Source organism: Paenibacillus sp. W4I10 (assembly GCF_030816325.1).
Classification (GTDB): Bacteria; Bacillota; Bacilli; order Paenibacillales; family Paenibacillaceae; genus Paenibacillus; species Paenibacillus amylolyticus_B.
The window spans coordinates 149,315-174,032 of sequence record NZ_JAUSXX010000001.1; the positions used below are offsets into that span (position 1 = coordinate 149,315).

Annotated in this window: 6 protein-coding genes; all 6 read left to right on the plus strand. The window is 47.2% G+C overall.

Annotated features, from left to right (window positions below):
* The first annotated feature begins 33 nt into the window (after window positions 1–33).
* Genes QF049_RS00655 through QF049_RS00680 form a run of 6 tightly spaced genes read left to right on the plus strand, consistent with a single transcriptional unit; the run spans window position 34 to window position 24,708 of the window.
* On the plus strand, window positions 34–16,827 hold the full coding sequence (locus tag QF049_RS00655) for a non-ribosomal peptide synthetase/type I polyketide synthase (RefSeq protein ID WP_307543036.1): 16,794 nt from the start codon (window positions 34–36) through the stop codon (window positions 16,825–16,827).
* On the plus strand, window positions 16,817–21,013 hold the full coding sequence (locus QF049_RS00660) for a beta-ketoacyl synthase N-terminal-like domain-containing protein (protein ID WP_307534152.1): 4,197 nt from the start codon (window positions 16,817–16,819) through the stop codon (window positions 21,011–21,013). Before QF049_RS00655 ends, QF049_RS00660 begins: the two co-directional genes overlap by 11 nt.
* Window positions 21,010–21,267, plus strand: coding sequence for an acyl carrier protein (locus QF049_RS00665; RefSeq protein WP_017687150.1), 258 nt, complete (start codon window positions 21,010–21,012; stop codon window positions 21,265–21,267). Before QF049_RS00660 ends, QF049_RS00665 begins: the two co-directional genes overlap by 4 nt.
* Window positions 21,264–22,415 carry an acyl-CoA dehydrogenase family protein gene (locus tag QF049_RS00670; protein ID WP_307534155.1) on the plus strand — a complete coding sequence of 384 codons (1,152 nt, stop codon included), beginning with the start codon at window positions 21,264–21,266 and terminating at the stop codon, window positions 22,413–22,415. Before QF049_RS00665 ends, QF049_RS00670 begins: the two co-directional genes overlap by 4 nt.
* Window positions 22,412–23,392: an ACP S-malonyltransferase gene (locus QF049_RS00675; RefSeq protein WP_307534157.1), complete on the plus strand. Its 981-nt coding sequence runs from the start codon at window positions 22,412–22,414 to the stop codon at window positions 23,390–23,392. Before QF049_RS00670 ends, QF049_RS00675 begins: the two co-directional genes overlap by 4 nt.
* Window positions 23,389–24,708: an aspartate aminotransferase family protein gene (locus tag QF049_RS00680; protein ID WP_210108954.1), complete on the plus strand. Its 1,320-nt coding sequence runs from the start codon at window positions 23,389–23,391 to the stop codon at window positions 24,706–24,708. Before QF049_RS00675 ends, QF049_RS00680 begins: the two co-directional genes overlap by 4 nt.
* Window positions 24,709–24,718 lie beyond the last annotated feature (10 nt).

Below are 24,718 nucleotides of genomic sequence, written 5' to 3' on the forward strand. Positions count from 1 at the left end.
TGAATCTCAATTAAACGATGAGGTGTGGTCGTGATGGTACAAAAAACCGTTGAACTTTCCGAAACACAAAAGGGAATCTATTTTGATTGTCAGGTGAATGATCCCACTTCGTATAACATCTCAGCTTCAATTCAATTTGATCATCTTCAAATGGAGATATTTCGCCGGGCCATCGAATTGCTTATGTATGAGCAAGTGGTGCTGCGTACTCGGATTGAGATTCAAAATGATGTACCCGTGTTATCCGTTCATGAAGATATGGATTATTCACTTGCCTTGTGGGACCTAAGTAGCGAGAATCAGGAGAATCCAAAGGAACAACAGTTAGAAGCACTGGTGGATGAATGCATCGGGACACCTTTTGAGCTGGAGAAAGGTCCTCTGTTCCGTATAATGATTGTTCAGATGGATAAAAGCCGATATATTCTGACCTTATGTATTCATCATTTAATATGTGATGGCTTGTCGCTTGAACTGATGAAAAACAAACTTATCCAGTCATATACATGTCTTCTTGAAGATCAACCTGTGGATGTCAAGCCGGATGAAGGATTCATCTCTTATGTTGAGGCAGAGAACAAGAAACTGCACGAAAACAAGTACTCCAAAGAGCGGGAATACTGGTTAAACAAAATGAAGGGAGCGGAACCTCTTTCTCTAAAGCACGACTTTCCAGCAGGTTCTTTACAAGAAGGAATTGGTCATGAACTGCGATTTGATATTTCGGAATCGTTAATGGCTGATATTACACAGATGTCCAAAGATAATGAAGTAACCGTTTTTATGTTCTTTATGGGTGCCTTTGGCATTCTTATGAGTAAATATGTCGGTACAGACGATATCACCTTTGCCTCCCCATATTCTCATCGTCCCGGTATGGACTTGGAAGAAACGATTGGATGTTTTGTCCATATGTTGCCCATGCGATTCCATATTGACCTCGAATCAACTCTAAAACCTCTGCTGCAACAAGTAGCCACAACCTGGATGGATACGTACAGGAACATCGGATATCCCAATAACCTCATTGTCAGAGACAGCATGTTACAGGCTCAACCCGGATCACCATCGTTGTTTGATATCTCCTTTGTTTATGATTCCTATGAGGAAGATATGCTCGGAACTCGTATTCTGGATCAGGATAAGGTTACGTTTCCAGGAGATCTGATGGTGGTGTTGAGTCGTTTACCGCAAGGTGCTCAGTTGAAGCTGCAATATAAACCGAGCTTGTTCCGTGAAGGTTCAATGGAGCGAATGGGCCAACGATTTCTATACTTGCTGAATCAACTAGTAACCAATTCTGATCAAAAAATCAGTGAGTTCAGCCTCCTAACGCAGGATGAGAAAGAAAACCTACTGTACCGATTCAATCAAACTTCTTATTTTCCCTACACTCCACAACATATTATGGATATATTTCACGATAAAGTAGCACGTTTCCCGGAGCGGGTAGCTCTAATGGAAGGGAAGCAGCATCAGACCTACGCGCAGGTCAACGCAAAAGCGAATCAATTGGCTAGGCAGATCGTTGCGAGTAAAAAAAGTGATAACGCGGCAGTTGGCGTGCAGATGCCACGTTCCTCGGATATGGTCATTGCCCTATTGGCTGTATTAAAAGCCGGATGTGCTTTTGTGCCTGTAGACCCTTCCTATCCTTTGTCCAGAAAGGCCTATATTATATCGGATGCAGACATATCCATAGTGCTGGCTATACAACCCGAAAAAGATGACGAGACTCTGGATGTCCAGTACATCTACGTTGAGGGAGATCAGGCCTATACGGGGGATGCCTCAAATCTCGAAGAGGCGCTGAATCCGCATAGCCTTGCCTATATCATGTACACATCCGGATCAACAGGCAAACCAAAAGGAGTCATGGTTGAAAATCATAGCGTAGTCAATACACTGCTTGATCTGGATCGTCGTTTTCCAATGCAGGCGCAGGATGTTTACTTGCTGAAAACAGCTTATACCTTTGATGTGTCGGCCACGGAACTTTTCGGCTGGTTCATGGGTGAAGGCGCACTAAGTATTCTTGAGCCTGGAGCAGAAAAAGACCCTTCTCGTATTGTGTCTACGGTGGCATCACATAAGGTGACGCACATCAACTTTGTTCCAACTTTATTCCGTCTTTTTCTGGAAACGATGGAGCTTCGCTCCGATCTGTCAGCATTGGAAACGCTGAAATGGATGTTTGTTGGCGGAGAGGCAGTCACGCCAGACATCATTGAGAAATTTAACAGGTTAAGCATTAGAGCAAGTCTTGAAAATGTTTATGGTCCAACCGAATGCACCATATGGGTTTCTCATTATCCATTAAGCCATTACGAAGGCTTGGGTAATGTACCGATTGGCTACCCGCTCAATGAGTCCAGATGGTATGTCGTCGGAAATCATGATGAGCTTCAGCCGTTAGGTATTCCAGGGGAGCTTTGTCTTAGTGGTGTTGGACTTGCACGTGGATATCTGAATCTGGAACAGATGACCCGAGAGAAGTTTGTCCCTAATCCTTTCTTTCAAGAAGGACAGGACGCAGAGCATTTCAGATACATGTACCGTACAGGAGATCTGGTACGTTCACTCCCAAGCGGTACGATCGAATATCTGGGACGCATTGATTTTCAGGTTAAAATTCAGGGAGCCAGACTGGAGACAGGCGAAATTGAGAATACCCTGTCATCCTATCCGGGTGTCATTCAGACCGTGGTAGTCATGAAATCATTTGAAGGTAGGTCCGGCTTGCTGTATGCCTACTATCTGTCAGAGCAGGAGCTGCCTTCTGTCGAATTGAGAGAGCATCTGTCTCGTTCGTTACCGGCATACATGATACCATCCGTTTTTGTACATAAATCCGAATTTCCATTGAATAGCAGTGGGAAGATTGACCGGAAGGCACTCATGGCAGATATCACGCATGCTCACACTTCCAGTACGTTCTATACCGCCCCGTCTTCCGAACTTGAGAAGGCTATAGCCGAAGTGTGGGCCGAAGTGCTCGGTGTTGAGAGAGTAGGGCGCGATGACCATTTCTTTGAATTGGGCGGAAATTCATTTTCTGTCATTCAGGCTCACAATAAACTAAAACATTATACCGATGTGGAGTTCCCTGTTCCTCGTTTTTTTGAATGCCCGACATTGCGTCAATTTGCCGCGCTGGGTCCGAAGGATGAGGCAGTTCGGGTACCGACTGAAAGGGAACAATTGTTTCAACGAAAAGACGGCATTATGCGTGAGGACATTGCAATTGTGGGCATGGCGGTGAATGTGCCGGGCGCTGAGGATATAAGGGAGTTCTGGAGTAACCTGGTTGAACGGCGGGAAAGCATTCACTTTTATAGTGATGATGAATTGAGGGAGCTTGGTGTGGAGGAAGCGCTGCTGCGTTCACCTCGTTACGTCAAGGCAAAAGGACGTGCCAACGGCATCGATGAGTTTGACGCAGGGTTCTTTGACTATACTCCCGGTGAAGCCAAAATGATGTCTCCCCAATTCAGACTTTTGTATCAGGGAATATGGGAAGCTCTGGAGGATGCAGGCTGCAGACCGGATGAGGCGGGTAAGGTGGGTGTGTTCCTTGGCGGATCCGATGACTTCGAATGGTACCGTCAAGTGCTTTTTAACGATGCTAACTATAGCAGTAAATACGAAGCATTTACCCTCAGCACCAATCATTTTCTCGCTACCCGAATGGCTTATAAGCTTAACTTAAAAGGGCCGGCCTATACCGCTCTGACGGGATGTTCTACTTCATTGGTTACACCTCATCTGGCATGTCAATCCTTGATCGTTGGAGAATGTGATGTGGCCGTGGCTGGTGGGATCACCGTGGAGTTGCCCAATGAAGGGGGTTACATATTTGAGGATGGCATGATGTTCTCCACAGATGGACACTGTCGTCCATTTGATGCGGCAGCCAGTGGAACCGTCTTCTCCAATGGTATGGGAATTGTGGTGCTGAAGCGGGTAACCGATGCTCTGCGGGACGGGGATCATATCTACGGGGTCATCAAAGGCTCAGCAATTAACAATGACGGACAAGAGAAACTCAGTTTTCTTGCTCCTAGCGTAAGCGGTCAGGCTGAAGTCATTCGGGATGCTTATAAGGTAGCCGGAGTAGACCCGGAAACGGTAAGTTATATCGAAGCACATGGTACGGGAACGTTGCTTGGTGATCCAATTGAAGTAAACTCGTTAACTCGGGCCTTTGCTTCCGACCAAAAGCAATTTTGTTATCTGGGTTCGGTCAAGGGCAATGTGGGACATATGGATACAGCCGCAGGTGTGGTTGGTTTAATCAAGGTAGCGCTCAGTCTTGGACAAGGTTATATCCCTGGAACAGCGAACTATGAGCAGCCTAATCCCAAGATTGATTTTTTGAATACGCCTTTTAAAGTTAATGCACAAGGTGTGGACTGGAAACAGGGCAATGTTGGAGTCATGCGCGCAGGAATCAATTCATTTGGTGTGGGGGGCACGAATGCTCACATGGTATTGGAGGAGGCTCCCGAGATGGAGAAGTGCAGTCCGGATGATGACGTAAATATATTGCTTTTTTCCGCCAAAACGGAGTACTCGCTGAACCGCACCGCTGAACGGATTATGGAACATCTGACTCAACATCCGGATCAATCTGTGTCGAACGCAGCGTGGACCTTGCAGTCAGGTAGATCTGTTTTTGCGTATCGTAAGGCACTCATTCTGGATAAGACATGGAAGGATAATCCGGACAAGCTGATACAACAGCTGGGGAAAGCACGCGTATACCATTCAGCTCAAGGCACCCGTCCCGTATACTTTATGTTCCCCGGACAAGGCAGTCAGTATCAGGGAATGGGTGCAGAACTATACAGATCTACAGAGCAAGCAGGCCTGGCTCCAATCTTTAGAAGTTATATTCAGGAAATATTGGACCTTCTGCCTGCGGAAGAACGAGAAGATATGCTGTCCGTTGTATACGGGGATCAGCAGCCTGAGCGAATAAACCAGACGGAGTACAGCCAATTCGCACTGTTCATGACCAGTTATGCGCTGGCCAAGTCGCTACTGGATCTGGGCATCAAGCCAGATGGCATGATCGGACACAGCATTGGTGAATTGGCTGCCGCTGCGGTAGCGGGTGTGTTCGAACTCGGAGATGCTGTCAAGTTAGTTCGACTTCGCGGACGTCTGATGCAGCAACAACAACCCGGGGTCATGCTTGCCGTTATGGCGGATGCACAGCAGGTGAAGTCACAACTGGAGGAAGACATGTGGCTTGCCCTGGTGAATACTACAGGTTCCAGTGTGATTGGTGGGACAGCTGAAGCCATTTCACGGATGGAAGCCAAGGCTGAAGGACGGGGCTGGAAGTGCATTCGTGTAAAGACTTCCCATGCATTCCATACGCCAATGATGAATAAGGCTGCCGAGGAATTTAGACGTTATCTAGCAGAGCATTCACTTCATACACCACAGATCCCATTACTGTCCAACACCAGTGGAACATGGGCGCTTGGAGATGAAATCACACAACCTGACTATTGGTCCCGTCATATTTTACAGCCGGTGTTGTTTGAATCAAACCTGGCTGAAGTGTTGAAGGATGAGCGGGCTGTATTAATTGAAGTAGGTGCAGGACGAACGCTAAGCTCCTTTGCCAGACAGCACAGTCAATCAAGAGATTCCCAGACGGTACTGAATATGCTACGTCACGTAAGGGAAACAGAGCAGGATAGTATCTATGTGAACCGCAGACTTGCGGAGTTATGGTGCGAAGGCATTGAACCGGACTGGAAGGTGCTCAAAGGGCAGACGGTACGACGCAAATGCTCTCTGCCTACTTATGTTTTCAACAAACAATCCTATCCTGTCAGTGTTTCTCTTTCTGGCTCATCAGCAGCGGAAGGAATGGGTACCGGGGATGATAGGCAGCATGCAGACCAGGGTAAGGGAAGTGGCTCTTCTCTAGTAAAAGGGACAGTTTATACTGGTGGTTCAGACCAACTGAAACAGATTGTCCTGGACGCATATCGAACGATTTTTGGCATCGATGATCTAGATGAAGAGGTTAATTTCTTTGCGGTTGGAGGAGATTCTCTCAAAGCAGTCAGCTTGTCTGCATGGATCCGGTCTCATTTAGGAATTCAGCCTGAGGTAGCAGATATTTTCAATCATTCAACGCCTATTCAATTGGCGGAGCATCTCTATGTCATTGCGAAACCAAAAGTGGACCAACAGACAATTCAATCTGCACCCACTATGGATGCGTATCCAATCTCTTCTGCACAGATGCGTATGTTCACACAAGCGATGCTTGATCCAGGCAATACGGCATACAACCTACCGTCTGCAACCATTATTGAAGGTGAATTGGACCGTATAAGAGTTGAGGCTGCTTTGCAGAAGTTGATGCAGCATCATGAGGCGCTCAGAACATCGTTTGAGATACGGGGCGTTGAGATCGTTCAGATCATCCAACCTTCGGTTCGCTTAAGTATGGGCTATGCAGAGCAGCATGTGGCAGATGACCAAGAGTTGCCTGCGATGATCGAGACATTGATTCGTCCTTTTGATCTGGGGAGTGCTCCGCTTATGCGGGTTGAACTGATTAAGATAGGCGAGCGCAAGCACCTGCTATTCTTTGATATTCACCATATTATCGCAGATGGTACATCTGTCGAAATCATTACTCGTGACTTCAATGATTTATATTTTGGCAAAGAGCATACAGTCCGATTACAGTACAAAGATTACGCGGTATGGCAGCAGCAGCGTCTCGCTTCAAATGAATACAATTCACATCAAACATACTGGCTGGACCATCTTGGCCCTTCTTTACCTGTGCTGGAGCTTCCACTTGACCATGAGCGTCCATCACAGCGATCCATGCAAGGGGGACGTCTCCATTTCACGTTGAATCGTTCGTTAACACAAAACTTGCACGAGCTGGCTTCCTCATCGGAAGCATCCATGTATATGGTAATGCTAAGTGTGTGGAATCTTCTTCTTGCACACCGCTCAGGTCAGCAGGACATTGTGGTAGGAACGCCTGTTGCAGGAAGGATACAAGAAGAGTGGAAAGAGACGGTAGGCATGTTTGTCAATATGATTGCGATACGGAATTTTCCAACGTTTGATCGTACGTACACTGATTTTTTACGCGAACTTAAACAACATACACTGGATGCTTTTGCGTATCAGGAGTATCCGTTTAATGAGCTTGTGGCACAACTGGGCGTGACACGTGAGTTGAATCGAAATCCGGTATTTGATGTTTGTTTCGATTATCAGAACATGGATTTGCATGGACTTGAACTTCATGGTTTGCAATTCAGTTCTTTTCCGGTGGAGACGGGTACGTCCACTTATGATCTGTTAATGACCTGTCAAGAAAACAGGGAGAAGCAGGTGATTGAAGGATATATCGAATACTCGATGGATCTGTTCCGCCGGGACACAGTTGAAGGTATGATGCAGGAGTTTATCGGACTCTGCCAAGAGGTTGTACAACAGCCCAATCTGTCTCTGAGCGAACTGCTTGAGAGAAACATTGGTTCTCATGAGCACCCAGTCCATCTGCTTGCTGGTCCACGTCTGGATTACACTCCTGCGGTGGGTCTGCATCGGCTGTTCGAGCTGCAGGCAGAACACACACCAGACAAGAAAGCTCTCCTTGTATCATCCGGAGCCGCTTTTACCTACAGGGAGCTTAATGAAAAAGCTAATACGCTGGCTTGGAAGCTTATTGATCAAGGTGTACGCCGGGATGAACCTGTGGGCATATTATCCAGACGTGATGAATCGTTGATCATTATGCTATTGGCAGTGCTGAAAGCTGGGGCGGCTTATGTGCCTCTGGACCCTGCTTTTCCGCCGCAGCGTATCCTGAATATGATCGAAGATAGCAGAATGAACGTATTACTGTGTACGCCTGATGAAGAAGGCACAGTGACTTTTAGCGGAGAGCGATTCGTGTATGATCCAACTGCCCAGGATGTGCGCTCATCCGTTAACCCGGACGTAAACTTCCTGTCTTCGGACCTGTCCTGTGTGATTTTCACCTCAGGATCGACGGGTCGTCCCAAAGGGGTCATGATTACTCATGAGGCGATGGTCAATTTTGTTGAGGACATCAGGCACCGACATATTTTTGCACATGAGACAGATCGCATCATCAGTGTAACGACCATATCTTTTGATATTTTCGGATTTGAAGTGTGGGCACCACTATGCACCGGATATTCGCTGTATCTGGCCAATGAGCAGGAACAGCTTGACCCGGCTCTTGCTTCACGTCGAATACGTGAACATGGTGTTACGCACATTCTTAGCACTGTTTCACGCATTAAGGCATTTGTCGATAATCCGGAATTCGCTCAGGTGCTGGGCAATCTGCGGTGTGTGCTTACCGGAGGGGAAAATGTCCCTGTGGGACTCCTCACCGATCTGAAGCGGCTTACGCCTGCTCGAGTCTTTAATATGTATGGACCAACGGAAACTACGATCTGGTCAACGACCAAAGAATTGAATGACACAGCCGCGATTACCATTGGCAAGCCCATTACCAATACAGAGATTTATATTCTGAATGATGAAGGTGAAATACTGCCACCTGGCAGCTATGGAGAGCTGTGCATTGCAGGAAAAGGATTATCCCGCGGTTATCTGCACAATGCTGCTGAGACCGATGCCCGATTCATTGCAAACCCCAATGTTTTGGGAGGCCGTTTGTACCGAACTGGCGATCTGGCCCGTATACTGCCGGATGGGGATGTTGAGTTAATGGGACGGTTGGATCAGCAGGTGAAGATTCGTGGCTACCGGATTGAACTGAACGAGATTGAGCAGGCAGCGATGAATTATGAACGTGTAAGAGAAGCTGTCGTTAAGGTAGAAGGGGCCGAGCAACATTCATTGCAATTAATCCTTTTCTACAGTCTGAAGCCTGGGATTGGGCCTTCCGTTATGGAAGATGAAGACGTACAGCTTCGGACCTGGTTAAAGCAGCGGCTTCCACAGTACATGATGCCTTCTCGCTTGATTTGTCTGGAAAATCTGCCTGTGCTGCCTAATGGCAAACTGAATCGCAATGCCCTTCGTCTGACTGATTTTGAAACGGGAGAGAGGGATAACCCTGCTCTGGTTTATGGCTCATCGATTCAAGGAATGGAGCGGGCAAAAGTTGATTTGGAGCAGATGCTCATTGCAACGTGGAAGGAAATATTGAATCTGGATACGGTTAATATCCATGATCACTTTTTTGACATCGGAGGCAACTCGCTGGGGCTTATCTTGATCAATAATCGGCTGAATGCCTATCTGGATAAAAGCGTTCCGCTGGTGCAATTGTTTGAGCATTCCTCCATTGCATCACTGGTCAATCATCTGGTGGCTGAGCAGATGCTGCCGACAGTTACACAACAGGTGCGAGAGGAGAGCGGGCATATCGCTACGGCTGGATATCCTGTTACGAACCCAGACCCGACAACAGCTCCCAAAGATGATGTGATGAGCACAGTTGAACACAGCAAAGTGGAGCAGAGCAGACCGGCACAGAGCAGACCAAAACAGAGTATCTCGTTTGCTTCAGACCACAGTAGCAGAGATTCTTCGTCGTCGGATATCGCAGTCATTGGCATGGCAGGGCATTTTCCCGGCTCAAGAAATATTGAGGAGTTCTGGGATAATCTAATGGCAGGTAAGGACGGTATCACCCGTCTGAATGAGGAGGATCTAAACGCTGCGGGTGTACGACCGGAAGACTTCAAACATCCTGATTATGTACGGGCCAAAGGTGTACTGCAAGATACTGAGTATTTTGACTCCGGATTTTTCGAATATCCGCATCAGGAATCCAACATGATGGATCCGCAAATACGGCTGCTGCATCAGTGCTCATGGGAGGCGCTTGAGCATGCCGGGTGTGATCCTTACAGTTATGAGGGATCTATAGGATTGTTTGCCGGAAGTGGACTGAGCTTACCATGGATGGTGCAATTTCTAGGTCGTTCCGGTAATTTGCTACAGGCTTTTGAAGCCATGACTTTAAATGAAAAGGACTATATTACAACCCGAGTATCTCACAAATTAAATCTGAGAGGGCCGAGTATGGCCGTACAGACCGCATGTTCAACTTCTTTGGTTGCTATCCACCAAGCTGCTGAATCGCTGATTCGTGGGGAGTGTGATGTGGCACTTGCGGGAGGTGTCTCTATCTCCTATCCGCTCAAAGAAGGTTATCGCTGGCATGAAGGCATGATTTATTCAAAGGATGGTCATTGCAGACCGTTTGATGAGCAGGCATCTGGTACTGTGTCTGGTAATGGATGTGGAATGGTTGTGCTCAAGTCACTCCGCGACGCGCAGAGAGATGGAGATCATATCTATGCAGTCATTAAAGGTTCAGCGATTAATAATGATGGCATGGACAAGATTGGATATACGGCACCGAGTGTGGCCGGGCAGGTCAAGGTTATTCAATCAGCCCTTCATCGTTCGGGAGTGTCTCCAAAAGAGATATCCTATCTGGAGGCGCATGGAACAGGAACCAAACTGGGGGACCCGATTGAAATCGAAGCACTCAGGCAGTCATGGGGAACAGATCGTAGAAATTATTGTGCTCTAGGTTCTGTGAAAGCCAATATTGGGCATCTTGATGCGGCAGCAGGTGTCGCCGGTTTTATTAAAACCGTACTGACGCTTTATCACCGGGTGGTTCCGCCACAGATTCATATGAATCGGACGAATCCGATGTTGGAACTGGAGCATAGTCCCTTCTATATCAACAAGGAGCCACAGTCATTAGAAGACGCGAAGCATGTCCTGCGAGCAGGTGTCAGTTCGTTTGGGATCGGGGGTACTAATGCTCACGTCATTCTGGAGCAACCGCCCGTCCAAGAGAGCCAAGCCAATTATGAATCATTGCTTCTGCTGCCCTTCTCGGCCAAAAGTGAATCTGCGCTGGAACGCACGTACGATTCGGTTCTACAGGCGATCCATGCATTGCCGGAGCAGTTGCCCAATGCTGCATGGACGCTACAGAAGGGAAGAAGCAGATTCATTCATCGTAAAGCGCTAATCGTTGTAGACGGTTATATTCCGCCAAGCGAGCAGTCTGTAGAGTTTGAGACACAGGCAAGTGTGATGAATGGGAAGCCTAAGGTCATGTTTTATCTCAGCGGAAATGCAAGTTGGGAAGCGCGCAAAATTCGGGAACTATATGCTTCTGTGTATCGCAGCCAGGTCTCAGAGATATTCAAACAGCACTTTGAAGAGATACTGAATCTCTTTGAGTCCAAGGAACAGTATGCCATTCACCAGGGCATAGGGCGATCGTTAACCGATTCAAGGCTTGAGCGCATGCAGTGCTTTGTTGTGCAATATGCTCTTTATAAAACCGTGATGCAGCTTGGTATCAAGCCGGATGCTGTCTGTGGACAAGGCGTTGGCGAACTGGTGGGGTTGGTTATTAGTGATGCACTTGATCCAGTACATGCCGTGGGGCTTCTATACAATCTGGAGCATTGGTCACTAGAAGAAGGAGCATTGTCAGATGCTTTGACAGGAAGGATGACAGATGCAACTGTAACAGACCTTGCGTCGAGTATTGCACCACTGTTATCTCCAAATTTCCTGTTCACGCTGCTAAATCGCAAGACGCTTTCTGAATCTGCTGGGCATACGCTGTGGATCGTTTCGAATCAGCAGCAGGATACAGACCAAATAGCCTTGGATTCATTTTCAGAGCCAAACATCATTGCTCTTACTGGAGATCGTCAGAGCTTGCTTGAGGCAGACGTGTATTTAATGAAAGTACTCGCTTTTTGCTGGTGCTCTGGCATGGAGTTGGATTGGGAACAGTTAAACGGAACGGGGCGTAGGCAAAAAATCTCCCTGCCGACGTATTCCTTTGATCCGATTGTTCATCAACATGATGTTGCGTTGTATCAGCTTGCAGGTATGTCGCAGGTTGCGGCGGGTTCTATCGCAGCATTAGACCAATCTCCATCTGGGAAAGTCACGGTTCAACGGACTGATGATGAGATAAGGCATATATTATCGCAATTGTGGCAGGAGTTGCTTGGTAATGGAGCAGTCAGCCTTGAAGATGATTTCTTTGAGCTTGGGGGTCATTCATTAAAAGCGATTTCCTTGGCGTCGAGGATTAAAGAAATGTTTGGATTAAATTTGGGGCTGGAAGAAGTTTTTGATCATTCTGTGTTTGAACACATGGTCCAATGGATTGCTCAACATCAGGCTACAAGTGACTCTGATTCAGTGAACCCAATCTTGCCTGTAACTAAGAAAGAGAAATACAAGACCACTTCTGCACAGCGAAGAATGTATGTGGTGCATGAGTGGATGAAAGGTGAGAGTACGGCGTACAATCTCGCCAGCTCTTATAGGGTAAGAGGAAAACTTGACCCTGTTAAATTCAGAGTAATAATGGATGCACTGGTAGAGAGACATGAAGCATTCCGTACTAGGTTTGAAATGATTGACGGTGAGCTTTTCCAGGTTGTCGAGGATCAGGTTCCAAGCGTTGTGGAGTTGCTGGAATTAGAAACAGCAGGGTTAGAGCAGGTCATGGAATGGATAAAGCCTTTTGATCTGACCAGCGCACCATTGGTTCGTGTTAAGCTGATTCGCCTTTCTCAAGAGGAACACATCTTATTCATCGACATGCATCATATCATTTCGGATCAGAGTTCCATTGCGATCCTGATGCAGGATTTTGCACGCATGTACAGAGGAGAAACATTGCAATCTCTTGACATTCAGTATAAGGATTATGCGGAATGGCGTGATGAAGCTGCGTCACATGGACAATCTGTTGAAGACGCCAAGTTTTGGATACGTGAATTCGAGGACATGCCTGCACCGGTTGAATTGCTTACAGACTTCCCAAGACATGGCGCGTCATCTTACAGAGGAGACAGACGTTCCATTGAACTTGGTGAGTCGTTAAGCACACAGGTCAATGATTTCTGTACTCAACAAGGGCTTACACCCTATATGTTGTTCATGGCAACTCTGAATCTATTAATCTGGAAGTATACGGGTCAAGACGACTTGGTCGTAGGTACAGCGGTTGCGGGGCGCGAGAAGCCAGAACTCAATAACGTTATGGGTATGTTCGTGAACATGCTTGCCATTCGCACCAGCATGGACAAAGAATGGTCCACAGAGGCGTATTTGAATGAGATACGTGGCAAGCTGTTATCCTGTTATGAGCATCAGCATTATCCTTATGAAGCACTGGTGGAGCAACTTGGTCTATTCGGTGATTTAAGCCGCAGCCCCCTATTTGATGTGGTGCTAAATTACATTAATATGGGAACCGATGATCCTGAAGCCGGGGAACTGATGCTTGAACCATGGGTCGAAGGTAAGGTGGATGCCAAATTTGATCTGACTTGGACACTGGTCGAGCATAAACAATGTTACACGGTTGAGCTTGACTATCGCTCGGATTTGTTTAAAGCGGAGTCCATGGAACTGATGCTGGATAAATTCCGGTATATCCTGTCTCAGATCATAACACGGGATAATGAACGAATTGGTCAGATTAAGCTCACTACACCGGAGGAAGAGGAATGGCTGCTGTACGGAGTCAACGATAATGCCGCTCAGTATCCGCGAGATGCTACCATTTCCCAATTATTCGAGGAACAAGTTCATGTGCATGCACAGAAGACAGCATTGGTCTGGGAAGACGGTGAATGGAGCTATGCGGATCTGAATGAACGTGTTCAGTGGCTGGCGTTCAGGTTGCTTGGACAAGGGGTAAAATCAGGCTCCAGTATTGCTCTCATTCTGGACCGTGGACCGATCCAGATGATCAGTATTCTTGCTACACTCAAACTCGGTTGCAGTTATGTTCCGATCGACCCGGCTTCGCCGCCATCGAGAATTGAATTTATTTTGCAAGATTGCGATGCGGCTGTGTTATTGACTGAAACGGCGTATGTCTCCACATGGCAATCTGTAGTTCCTTGTATCGTGCCGGCAGATGAACTGGCAGCATTTGATTCAGGAGACATGCAGGAGCCTGTTGAAGATATGAACATGACCGCTCTTGACCCGGCTTATATCATTTATACATCAGGGTCTACAGGAACCCCGAAAGGGACTGTGATGAGTCATCGCAATGTGAGCAAAGTCATGAAAAATAGTAATTTTGTCACCGTCGTGCCAGAGGATCGTATCCTGCAAATTTCAAACTATGCGTTTGACGGTTCCATTTTCGATATTTTTGCTTCATTAATAAATGGCGCTACTCTTGTATTAATCTCAAAAGAGACCATTTTGGATATGGCTCGTTTGGCGGATGTCATCCGACAGCAACGAATTTCAGTATTTTATATTCCGACATCCTTGTTTAATATGCTGGTGGATTGGGATGCTGATTGCTTGAAGAATGTGCGTAGAGTGATGTTTGGTGGTGAAGCTGCATCGGTGAGTCATGCCAACAAAGCGCTTGCATGTGTGGGTCCGGGCAGGTTATTGAATGGATATGGGCCAACGGAAGCAACCTTTTTTGCCTCCTACCACTTATTACAGCAAACAGAGCCTTATACTGGCTCACTGCCTATAGGTTACCCCCTGTCTAACACAGCCTTGTATGTTCTGGATGATGAGCTGAAGCCTGTGCCACCTAACGTTCCAGGGGAACTGTATATCAGTGGGGATGCGGTAGGTATTGGATATCTTAACCGTGAGGATCTTACCCAAAAACACTTTCTTAATGATCCCTTCCGCAAAGGAGAACGAATGTATCGGACAGGTGACATCGTCAAACGTTTGATTGACGGCAGTCTGATTTTTATTGAACGTTCGGATTTCCAGGTCAAGATTAGAGGTTTCCGCATTGAGTTATCGGAGATAGGCAACTGCATGGAGCGTCTTTCAGGAGTTCGTGATGCCTTTGTCATGACAGTTACAGAGCCATCAGGAAGTCTATACATTGCTGCTTTTTATACAAGCAACACTGGGGCAGATACTGAGTACATTCGAAGAGAACTTCACCAGCAACTGCCAGAGTACATGGTGCCAGCACGAATTATTCGAATGGATCATCTTCCGATTAATGCCAATGGCAAAGTGGACCGAAGAGCATTGTCCGAGCATTTGGTTGAAGAGCAGCAGAGGTCTCTGGAAGTGAATTCACCTCGGACAAAAATAGAGCGTGTCATTCTTGCCGCCATGCGACAGATACTCGGTAATCCAAGCATTGGTGTGGAAGATCACTTCTTTCAAAATGGGGGGCATTCGCTCAAAGCGATTGCATTCACTCAAATTTTGTCAAAAGAAGGAATTGCCATCAATGTGAACGAATTATTCCAATATCCGACAGTTAGAGGACTTGCCAAATTAGTAGACATTAATCCTCCGGCGTCAGTTTGGTCCGAAGATAGCCTGCATATCCAGATCCCGATAGTCATACCACAGGACATAACACTTCATGAAAAACAACTGGACAGCCTGGTCCTGCATGTCTTAAACAGCTGCAATCAGGTTTCATCTTTTATGGCGGGCATGACCCCTATGGGTCAATTCCCACTATCTCCAATACAACAAGCACATGCTTCTACGACTTCACGAGCAAGCGGATTTACAACAACGCTGGAAGGCGAATTGAATGAACAAGCTGTAAAACACCTGATACTTGGGGTTATATCCCGGCATCAGTTACTGCACAGCATGATATATGAGGAAGAACAATTGTATTGGCATCCATGTGATATGTCGTTAGCGGCGGACATGCTGCAACAGCTTATCCCATATCTTGATATTCGTCATTATGCTTCGGATACGATTGAGCAGTTGGAGTACAAACTGGTTCAGTCTCTGTTATACAAAACGTATACGCTGAAGGAACTACCTTGGCGTCTGTGTATTTTGCGTACAGGAGCCACAGAGCATAAGCTGATTTGGAGTTTTGATCATCTTGCGTTTGATGGTATGAGTGCTCAAATCATCAAACAGCAACTTGAGTCGAAGGCATTATATAGACCGCAAGGTGTAGGGACAGAGAGTGATCTTCTGTACCAAGTACGAAATTATGAGGATTATGTAAATTTTCTGTCTCAAGGCCCCATAGGGGTATCTGAAGATGAAATGAAGAAACAATTTTCACTTCAGGCATGGAATAGATATAACACCATCGTCATGGACAAGTTGAAGGAAATAGAAACATTGTCGCCTTCAGCAATGACTGCCGAGTTGTCCCTTGCAGGGAAGGAGCCTGCAGATGTTTGGTGGACATACTTTGAAACTTTTTCCAACATCATTGCGGCTTATCTGAACATAAGCCAATTGCCAATAGCCCTGGTGCATTACGGAAGGGAGTATGGCGAAGAATCCTACTACGATTATGTGGGAGAATTCCTTGATCTGATTCCAGTGCTGGTAGACAGTGAATTCACACAGGAAGATCTGTTGGAACGTCTGGAATTTACGAAGCGACACAGCATTAACTTTATGGCACTTACACATGATTCTTCCCTCTCGGCACAATATGATGGCATACAGGAACAATTGGGAACTGCCTACAGGCAAGCAGAACAGGAGCCGCGTCAGATGATTCTGTTTAATTATCAAGGCTTCATCTCCAGCAGCGAAGCGATCCCAATGTCGTCTCAGTCGTCGGATGACCAAGATTCGAATTCGGGACTCGCCCAATTCGAATGGGTAATTCGCTACGACGAAGAGTGTCTGTACGTACATCTGGCCTGTCAGGTTGGTCTGGACATCAAACGTATGAAACAGCTGATTGATGACAAGCTTGGTAGCGATGTGAAAGTGGTAGTTCACAATGAGGCAATGGAGGTGCAACATGTCCAGTAAATCCATACAGCGAGGACCCGAGCTGATTGTGCCAGAGCATTATTCAACAGTGGCTGAGATGTTAATCTACATTGCAGATACTCATCCAGACAAGGGAATGACCTATATCAGTTCTTCAGGTGACGAACAGTTTGAATCATATCCTGAATTACTGATGCAGGCGCGCAAGTACCTGCAGTCTCTTCAGGAGCAAGGCATTCAACAAGGACAGGTCGTTATTTTGGAAATTGACCAGTCACAGGAATTTTACCGTACATTTTGGGCTTGTATGCTGGGGGGCATTATTGTCGCCCCGGTTAGTCCTCCAGCCGCCTGGGAACCAGGCTCAGCCGGTCTGGAGAAATTCACGAAAGTGTGGGAGGTACTCGGGCGTCCGGTTGTGATCGTCGAGGAAGCCTACATGCCCAAGTATAAGCAGCTTGCGGAAAGTCCGGTATTCAAAGATCTTATGTTGATTAGCGTGAACCAGCTTCAAGCAGGCCAGCAGATGGCTGATCTATGCCCAACCTCTCCTGACGACATTGTGTTCCTGCAATTCTCATCAGGAAGCACGGGAATTCCCAAAGGTGTGCAGTTAACAAATCACAATATTATCGCTAACAGTATTGCATGCAAGACTTTTCTTGGAGCTGAAGAAGGAGATAATGTGTTTACCTGGTTGCCGCATACGCATGATATGGGGATATTTGGACAGCATCTGACACCCGTCCTGAGTGGAGCCAACATCATGGTGATGTCACCTTATACCTTCGTACGGTCGCCTTATCTGTTCTTGCGCAAGATTACGGAGCATCAGGGAAAATGGTTTTGCTGTACCAATTTCGGTTTCGAATGGATGGTTCAGAAGATCCCGGATTCCAAGCTCTCAACGCTGGATCTGTCTTCACTGCGTATGACCTTGAATGGTGCAGAGCCTATATCAACGTCTGTTATCGAGCGATTTGTCAAAAAATTCAGCTCTTGTGGCTATCGTCCCAATATGATGTTTCCTGCGTATGGCATGGCCGAAGCGACAGTAGGTGTATGTACCTCCAGACTGGGAGAAGAGCCGCGAATTGAACGTATTTCGCGTTCACGGCTGGTGCAGGATGGGCTGGCTGTGCCAGTCCAGCTGCCTAGCAGTGATAGCCATACTTCGGATGTGATCGAATTTGTCCATGAAGGATATCCCATGACAGGGATTCAAATCCGGATTGCGGATGAACAGGGTGAAGTGCTGGATGAGCGGGTCGTTGGCGAAATCCAGATCCGTGGGGAATCGGTAACCTCTGGATATTACAGTCTCCCGGAGATCAATCGTGAAATGTATGTGGATGGGTGGCTTCGCACTGGAGACCTGGGTTATATGGCTGATGGCTCCCTGGTTGTAAGCGGACGAATCAAGGACATTGTGTTTATTCGGGGACAGAACCATTATGCGCATGATCTTGAAGAAATTTTGTACCAGAATAGCAGCATTCCGAGAGGGAATCTGACGGTAGTCGGGCACTTTAACAGCCTCAAACAAGTAGAGGAGCTGCTTGTATTTGTTAAATACAAATCGTGCACTCCACAGTTTCTGGATGTACGTCAGGATCTGATCCAACGTATGAGGGCTGGATTGGGTATTGAAATCACCCATGTTCTCCCAATCAAGGTTATTCCCAAAACGACGAGTGGCAAGGTCCAGCGCTTCATGCTGAGAAACGAATATGAGCGTGGAGTATTTACCAAGGACATCGAGGCCATTGAAGAGCTGATTCGCGAAAACACACAACAACAACACGAGACGGTTTCCACATCGTCTTTGGAGTATACCGTACGCAAAGCCTGGGCCGAAATTCTTCAATTGCCCGCAGGAAAGATTGAGATGGATACTTCTTTTCTCGCACTTGGAGGCAATTCCATCCTCTCCTATCAATTACTTGACAAGCTATCCGCACATATGGGGCGTGAATTAGGACAAGAACTACTTGTTTTTTGCAGTACAGTACGTGAGATGGTGGAATATCTGCAGGAACTTCCAGCAGAAACGAAGGACTTTGAACAAGCTGAAACAACAGATAATCACCTGAATGTACATCGTGTTATTGCTATTACCGGGCTGTCTCTGCGTCTGCCTGATGCCGACACCCAAGAGCAGTTCTGGAGCAATCTGGTTAACGGGTTAGATAGTGTTGACCGGGTAAGCTTAGAGCGTGCAACACACTCCAAGCAACCCGATTGGGATGACTGGATTGGGGAACTAAAGCAACCGGATACGTTTGATCATGAGTTCTTTGAAATCCCCTCTGAACAAGCTGCATTTATGGATCCGCAGCATCGCAAGCTGCTGGAAGTTGCTCATGAGGCGCTGGAGGATGCGGGTATGCTCGTGGATCATGAGGATAAGCGTGATGTGGGTGTGTATGTAGGGATTAACCCAAGCACATACTTCGATCTGGTTGTTGATTATATGAACCGGAGTCTTGGAAAGGCTGTTCATTCTCACGCTATGGTAGGCAATATGTCCAATATAGCAGCGGCCTCCATTTCACACATGTACAATTTTACAGGGCCGGCAATGTCCATAGATACAGCATGTTCATCTTTTCTGGTAGCACTGACACAAGCTGTGGCGGCCATTCAGGACAAGCGTATCTCTGGAGCAGTTGTAGGTGGAGCGAACATTTTGGCTACACCGCATGTTCATCAACTATCACGCAATGCTGGAATCTGTTCTTCCACTCAACATACGAAGGTATTTGACCGGGAAGCAGATGGTTCAGTCTTGGGAGAAGGTGCTGTTGTTGTATATCTGGAGCCGCTAACAGAGGCAGTTCGCAACAATAAGCATGTTTATGGTGTGATTCGCGGGACAGCGGTGAATAACGACGGATATTCCCTGGGCATTATGGCACCCAACCCTCAGGGACAATATGAGGTACTCCGTGCCGCTTATCGCGATGCCAACCTAAACCCGAGCGAGATTTCTTATATTGAAGCACATGGATCGGGGACAAGGATTGGAGATCCAATTGAGGTGAATGCCTTGCTCCGACTGTTCCGTGAAAAGGGATGCACAAGCGACAATTCGATTGGATTAGGTTCAGTCAAAACCAATATTGGTCATTTATTTGCAGCCTCCAGTGGAGCCAGTCTTGCCAAGGTTCTGCTCAGTATGCAGCATGGGGAACTGGCACCAAGTCTGCATATGGATAATCCGAATCCGGCCCTCCGACTGGACCAATCGCCGTTCCATATTGTTAGCGAGCATAAAACGTGGGATGTACCTGAAGGAAAAACACGGAAGGCAGGCATCAGTTCATTTGGCCTGGGAGGTACGAATGCCCACATTGTGCTGGAGGAATGGAAAGCCCCTGTCCGTGCAGTTGCCCCGGCACGCGGCCAATTGTTAACGTTCTCTGCCAAATCAGAGCATGCTTTAAAAAAGCTGATTGATAACACGGAGCAGTATGTGAAGAAACATGTGGACCTGGCACCAGAGGATCTTTGTTTTACCCGGAACAGATATAGAAAACATTATCGGTATCGTGCAGCAGTAGCTGTCAGCTCAACCGGAAAGTGGAACATCGAAGAGATGGAGTATGGCTTCAAGCCTAGAAACCGAGCTGCTCGTGTCAATATTGTGGTTGGGGGGCATGAGATTCGCGGAGAAGATGAGGCTCTAGCTCGTCAAGTAATCCGGCCAGACGATTCTAATGAAGATAAGGTATCTACCTTGAACTATTGGGTGACCCTGCTTGAGACACTTGTACGTCTGGTCCCTTCCATTCAGGAGATTCGAGGAATAGCTGCAGGAGAGGAGCTTGTATCCAGTTTACATCTGGATGGCGAGGAACATCACAGCGCTCATGCAAGCCAATCCATTCCAGTGAAAAATAGAGTGACGTTAGACAGTCTGCAAGACACACCTGGCAAGATGGCAAGCGCCGACATTGTAATTATGATTGCTGCAGATCATACAGTGCAGCAGCTTGAATACAGTGGCAAGGAGAGCTTCATCCGCCTGTCTGCCAAGCCGACGCTTACCATGGAGGATCAGCTTGCTTTATTACTGGGACAGCTTTATGTACGTGGTGCTGCGCTGGATTGGGAACAGTTACATCCGAATGGCTCTGGCCAGATTGTACATCTGCCAGCACATCCATTCGAGCCGTATGTACATTGGATAGATGTGAATCAGGGAACGGAGGTCATGATATGACAAAAGAAGAAATTGAGCTTTTTATCAAAAGCGAGATTGCAGCAGCGTTGAATCAGGAGCCAGAGGACATTGATGAAGAGATGAATTTTTTGAAAATTGGTGTCTCATCTGTGCAGGCGCTCAAGATCATTAACCGTGCGCGTAAGCATCTTCAAGTTGACATCAGTCCGGTTGCGTTGTTTGAATACAAAACAATTGCCGAGTTCGCCGCCTATCTGAATGAATCTCTTCTTCAAGAGGGGGTTGCCGAATGATTGAAGTGGATATAGAGCAAGAGATCATTCATGAAGCTGAATTGTTTGCTGCCCGTGAAATTCGTCCTTATGCTCAACAGATTCAAGAGCAGCAAGCCATTCCCAGAACATTGATCCGTGCCATGGCTGAAAAAGGTTACTTGGCTGCCTCGATCCCGGCTGAATATGGCGGCATGGGTCTCGGCCCTAAGGCGTACGGGCTGTTGACTGAAGTATTTGGCAAGGCTCTTCCAGCCGTTCGCAGCTTGTTAACGGTACATACTTCACTTGTAAGTGAAACTTTGGTACGTTTCGGAACGCCTGAGCAAAAATCGTCCTGGCTGCCCAAGTTGGTGAAGGGAGAATGGATTGCTGCCTTTGGCCTGACTGAACCGGAAGTTGGTTCGGATGCCAAAAGTGTAAAGACCGAGTGGAGAGAAGAATCGGACTGTTATGTTTTGAATGGAAAAAAGAAGTGGATCACGTTTGGACATTTGGCAGATGTATTTATCATTATTGCCTCGAATCAGGGACGAAGCACTGCTTTTTGGGTAGAACGCCAGTTTGAGGGTGTACAGACCAAACCTATTGAAGGTGTCATGGTTGCGGGAGAGACAGGTATAGCTGAGATTGATCTCCATGAGGTGTGTGTACCAAAGAATCACATTATTGGACGTCTAAATGAAGGTTTTGAGTACATCGTAACCGGGGCGCTGGATCAGGGCAGATATAGCATAGCCTGGGCAGGGCTGGCGATTGCGCAGGAAGCGCTGGATGCCATGGTGACTTACTCAAGGAAGCGGAAGCAATTTGATCAGAAGCTGAGTCATTTTCAGCTGATTCGCGGCATGATTGGAGATGCGGTGACAAAAGTCCATGCAGCACGAGCATTATGTTTACGGGCAGCCGAGCTGAGAGAAGCCAAGGACCCGCAGGCTGCCATGGAAACAACAATCGCCAAATATTTTACGTCCAAAGTTGCTGTTGAAGTTGCAAGCGATGCGTTACAGGTGCATGGTGCGAACGGAATTAGTAACCAATATCCTGTTGCCAGGCTGTATAAGGAAGCCAAAATTCTGGAGATTATTGAAGGTTCTTCTCAGATGCAGCAGGAGATGATCTCGCATTACGGATTAAAAGCCTATTACAAGCGTGGCGGTGGCGTATGACGTTTTGTGCGCTATTTCCCGGCCAGGGAAGCCAGTATATCGGAATGTGCAGCGAGTTGTTGGACAGTGAGCCGGAGGCGAATCAGATCTTTGCGGAAGCAAGCGAGGTGATCGGATTTGATTTGAAGGCACTGGTTATGGAAGGGACCCTGGATCAATTGACGGTCTCTGAATATGCTCAGCCTGCTGTACTGACGGCAAGCTACGTTCTATTTGACTCATTTGTTCGCCGGACTGGAATGACTCCAGATTATGCAGTAGGTCACAGTTTGGGGGAGATTTCGGCTTTAGTAGCGGCGGGTGCGTTGCGATTTGCTGATGGAATCCGTTTTACAGCTCAGCGTGGTGCGTTGATGCATCGCTCCATTCAGGAGCAAAAAGGAAGAGCGGGTATTGTTGTTGATGTAACCCAAGAAGCGCTTGAAGAATTAGTCGAGAATATTCGTCAGAACGAGTATGTGACGATCTCCGGTTATAATTCACCGGGACAGTTTGTCGTCGCAGGTACTGCGAAGGGTCTTCAACTGTTGGATGATCAGGTGGATGGCTACGGTGGGGAATTCATTCCTTTTCGTATGATGCCAATGAAGGCAGATGCACCTTATCATAGCGAGTTGATGCAGTTCATTCAGCCTGAGCTTGAAGAGATGCTTGCAGGGGTTTCCTTCTCTGCACCGGTGTTTCCCATATGCTCTACAGTACATGGTGAGTTCATTCGCGGACCCGAGGACATTCCTCAGCTGCTGAGCAGCCAGCTTTTGCAACCTATTCGCTGGAATCAGGCATTGGCACGCGTTCAAAATCTGGGAGCCACGGTATGGATCGATATCGGTCCAGGCCAGAGCGTAAGAAATATGATGGCTGAGAATAAGACCTTGCCTGCAGCCTATTCGCTGGATGATCCGCAAGATCGGTTCAGGTTATTGGAGCGATATGAAGCAGTAAACCAGACAAGTGGGGGAGGCGATAAGGCATGATCACGGAGATGATGCAGTACAATCAGCGGGTGAAACAATGGCTGCCTGGCGGTGTCCACTATAATTTTCACCTTCCTTGGGAAGAGACGCCGCTCCATTTCAAGCATGCTTCCCGAAGCAGAGTGACGGACATGAACGGCAACGAGTATTTGGATCTATATGCCCGCTTTGGTGCCCTCATTGTTGGCCACGGCAACGAGGAGTATAACGAGTGTCTGAAGGATACCATTGACCGTGTTCTTTCTGTAAGTCATTGCGATTTGGATGCAGAGGCTCTGGAACTGATCCATCAATATGTACCTTCAGCAGAAATGATTCGTTTTGGGTTATCTGGCACGGAGATTGTCCAGAATGCACTTCGTCTTGCCCGGGCGTGGACAGGTAAAAATCGCTTTGTACGTTTTGAAGGCCATTATCATGGCAATGCGGACAATATTATGGGTGGCAAGACTGCACGTACAGGTTTGCCTGTACCTTCAGACTATCCTGGTGACATGAAAGGAACAAAGGGGAGGGCAAGGGATGCCATGGAATCTCAATCCTACCTCCTGCCATGGAATGACGCACCCCGTCTGGAGGAACTATTTCGCCAGCATGGAGACGACATTGCAGCAGTAATCATGGAGCCGGTTTGTGTAAATGGAGGCGGAGTCATGCCTGCTCCGGGTTATCTGCAAAAAGTCAGACAGTTATGTGACCAGTACCAGGTCGTGCTCATTTTTGATGAGATTATAACAGGATTCCGTATGGGACTCGGTGGTGCCCAACAGTTATTCGGTGTAACGCCCGATCTGACTACACTTGGGAAGGCAATCGCCGGTGGCGGAGTTCCGGTGTCAGCCCTGGTTGGCCGAGCGGATATCATGAAGTTGCTTGTAGACAAAAAAGTAATTCATGCGGGTACGTTTAATGGCTATCCATTAGGTACAGCTGCTGTAAAAGCTACGCTGGAAATGTTGGGCCGCAATGGAGGACAGGCGATGAACAGCATGAACCGCCACGCTGAGATGATGCATGACATACTCTGCCAGGAAGCAGTGAAGGTAGGTCTGCCTTTAATTGTTCAGGGTCCGTCTGGCTGTGCTTCTTATCACTGTTGCACGGAGCCGCTTACGGATACGGCTGATTATACGTTTGAATTGATGTCTTTTGATATTTTGTTAAATAGCAAGCTTGCTGAGCACGGTGTTCTGGTATCTACGCTCTCGCGGATGTATCCGAATATCCTGCTTGATATGCAGGATGTTGCCTGGTTTAGTGAGCGTGTCCCAGCAGCACTTGCAGAAATGAAAGAGCTCTACGACGAGCTGATCTGATGGTAGCTCA

Coding starts and splice junctions, on each gene's coding strand:
- QF049_RS00665 (WP_017687150.1), top strand. CDS start 21,010: ATGACAAAAGAAGAAATTGAGCTTTTTATCAAAAGCGAGATTGCAGCA.
- QF049_RS00670 (WP_307534155.1), top strand. CDS start 21,264: ATGATTGAAGTGGATATAGAGCAAGAGATCATTCATGAAGCTGAATTG.
- QF049_RS00675 (WP_307534157.1), top strand. CDS start 22,412: ATGACGTTTTGTGCGCTATTTCCCGGCCAGGGAAGCCAGTATATCGGA.
- QF049_RS00680 (WP_210108954.1), top strand. CDS start 23,389: ATGATCACGGAGATGATGCAGTACAATCAGCGGGTGAAACAATGGCTG.
- QF049_RS00655 (WP_307543036.1), top strand. CDS start 34: ATGGTACAAAAAACCGTTGAACTTTCCGAAACACAAAAGGGAATCTAT.
- QF049_RS00660 (WP_307534152.1), top strand. CDS start 16,817: ATGTCCAGTAAATCCATACAGCGAGGACCCGAGCTGATTGTGCCAGAG.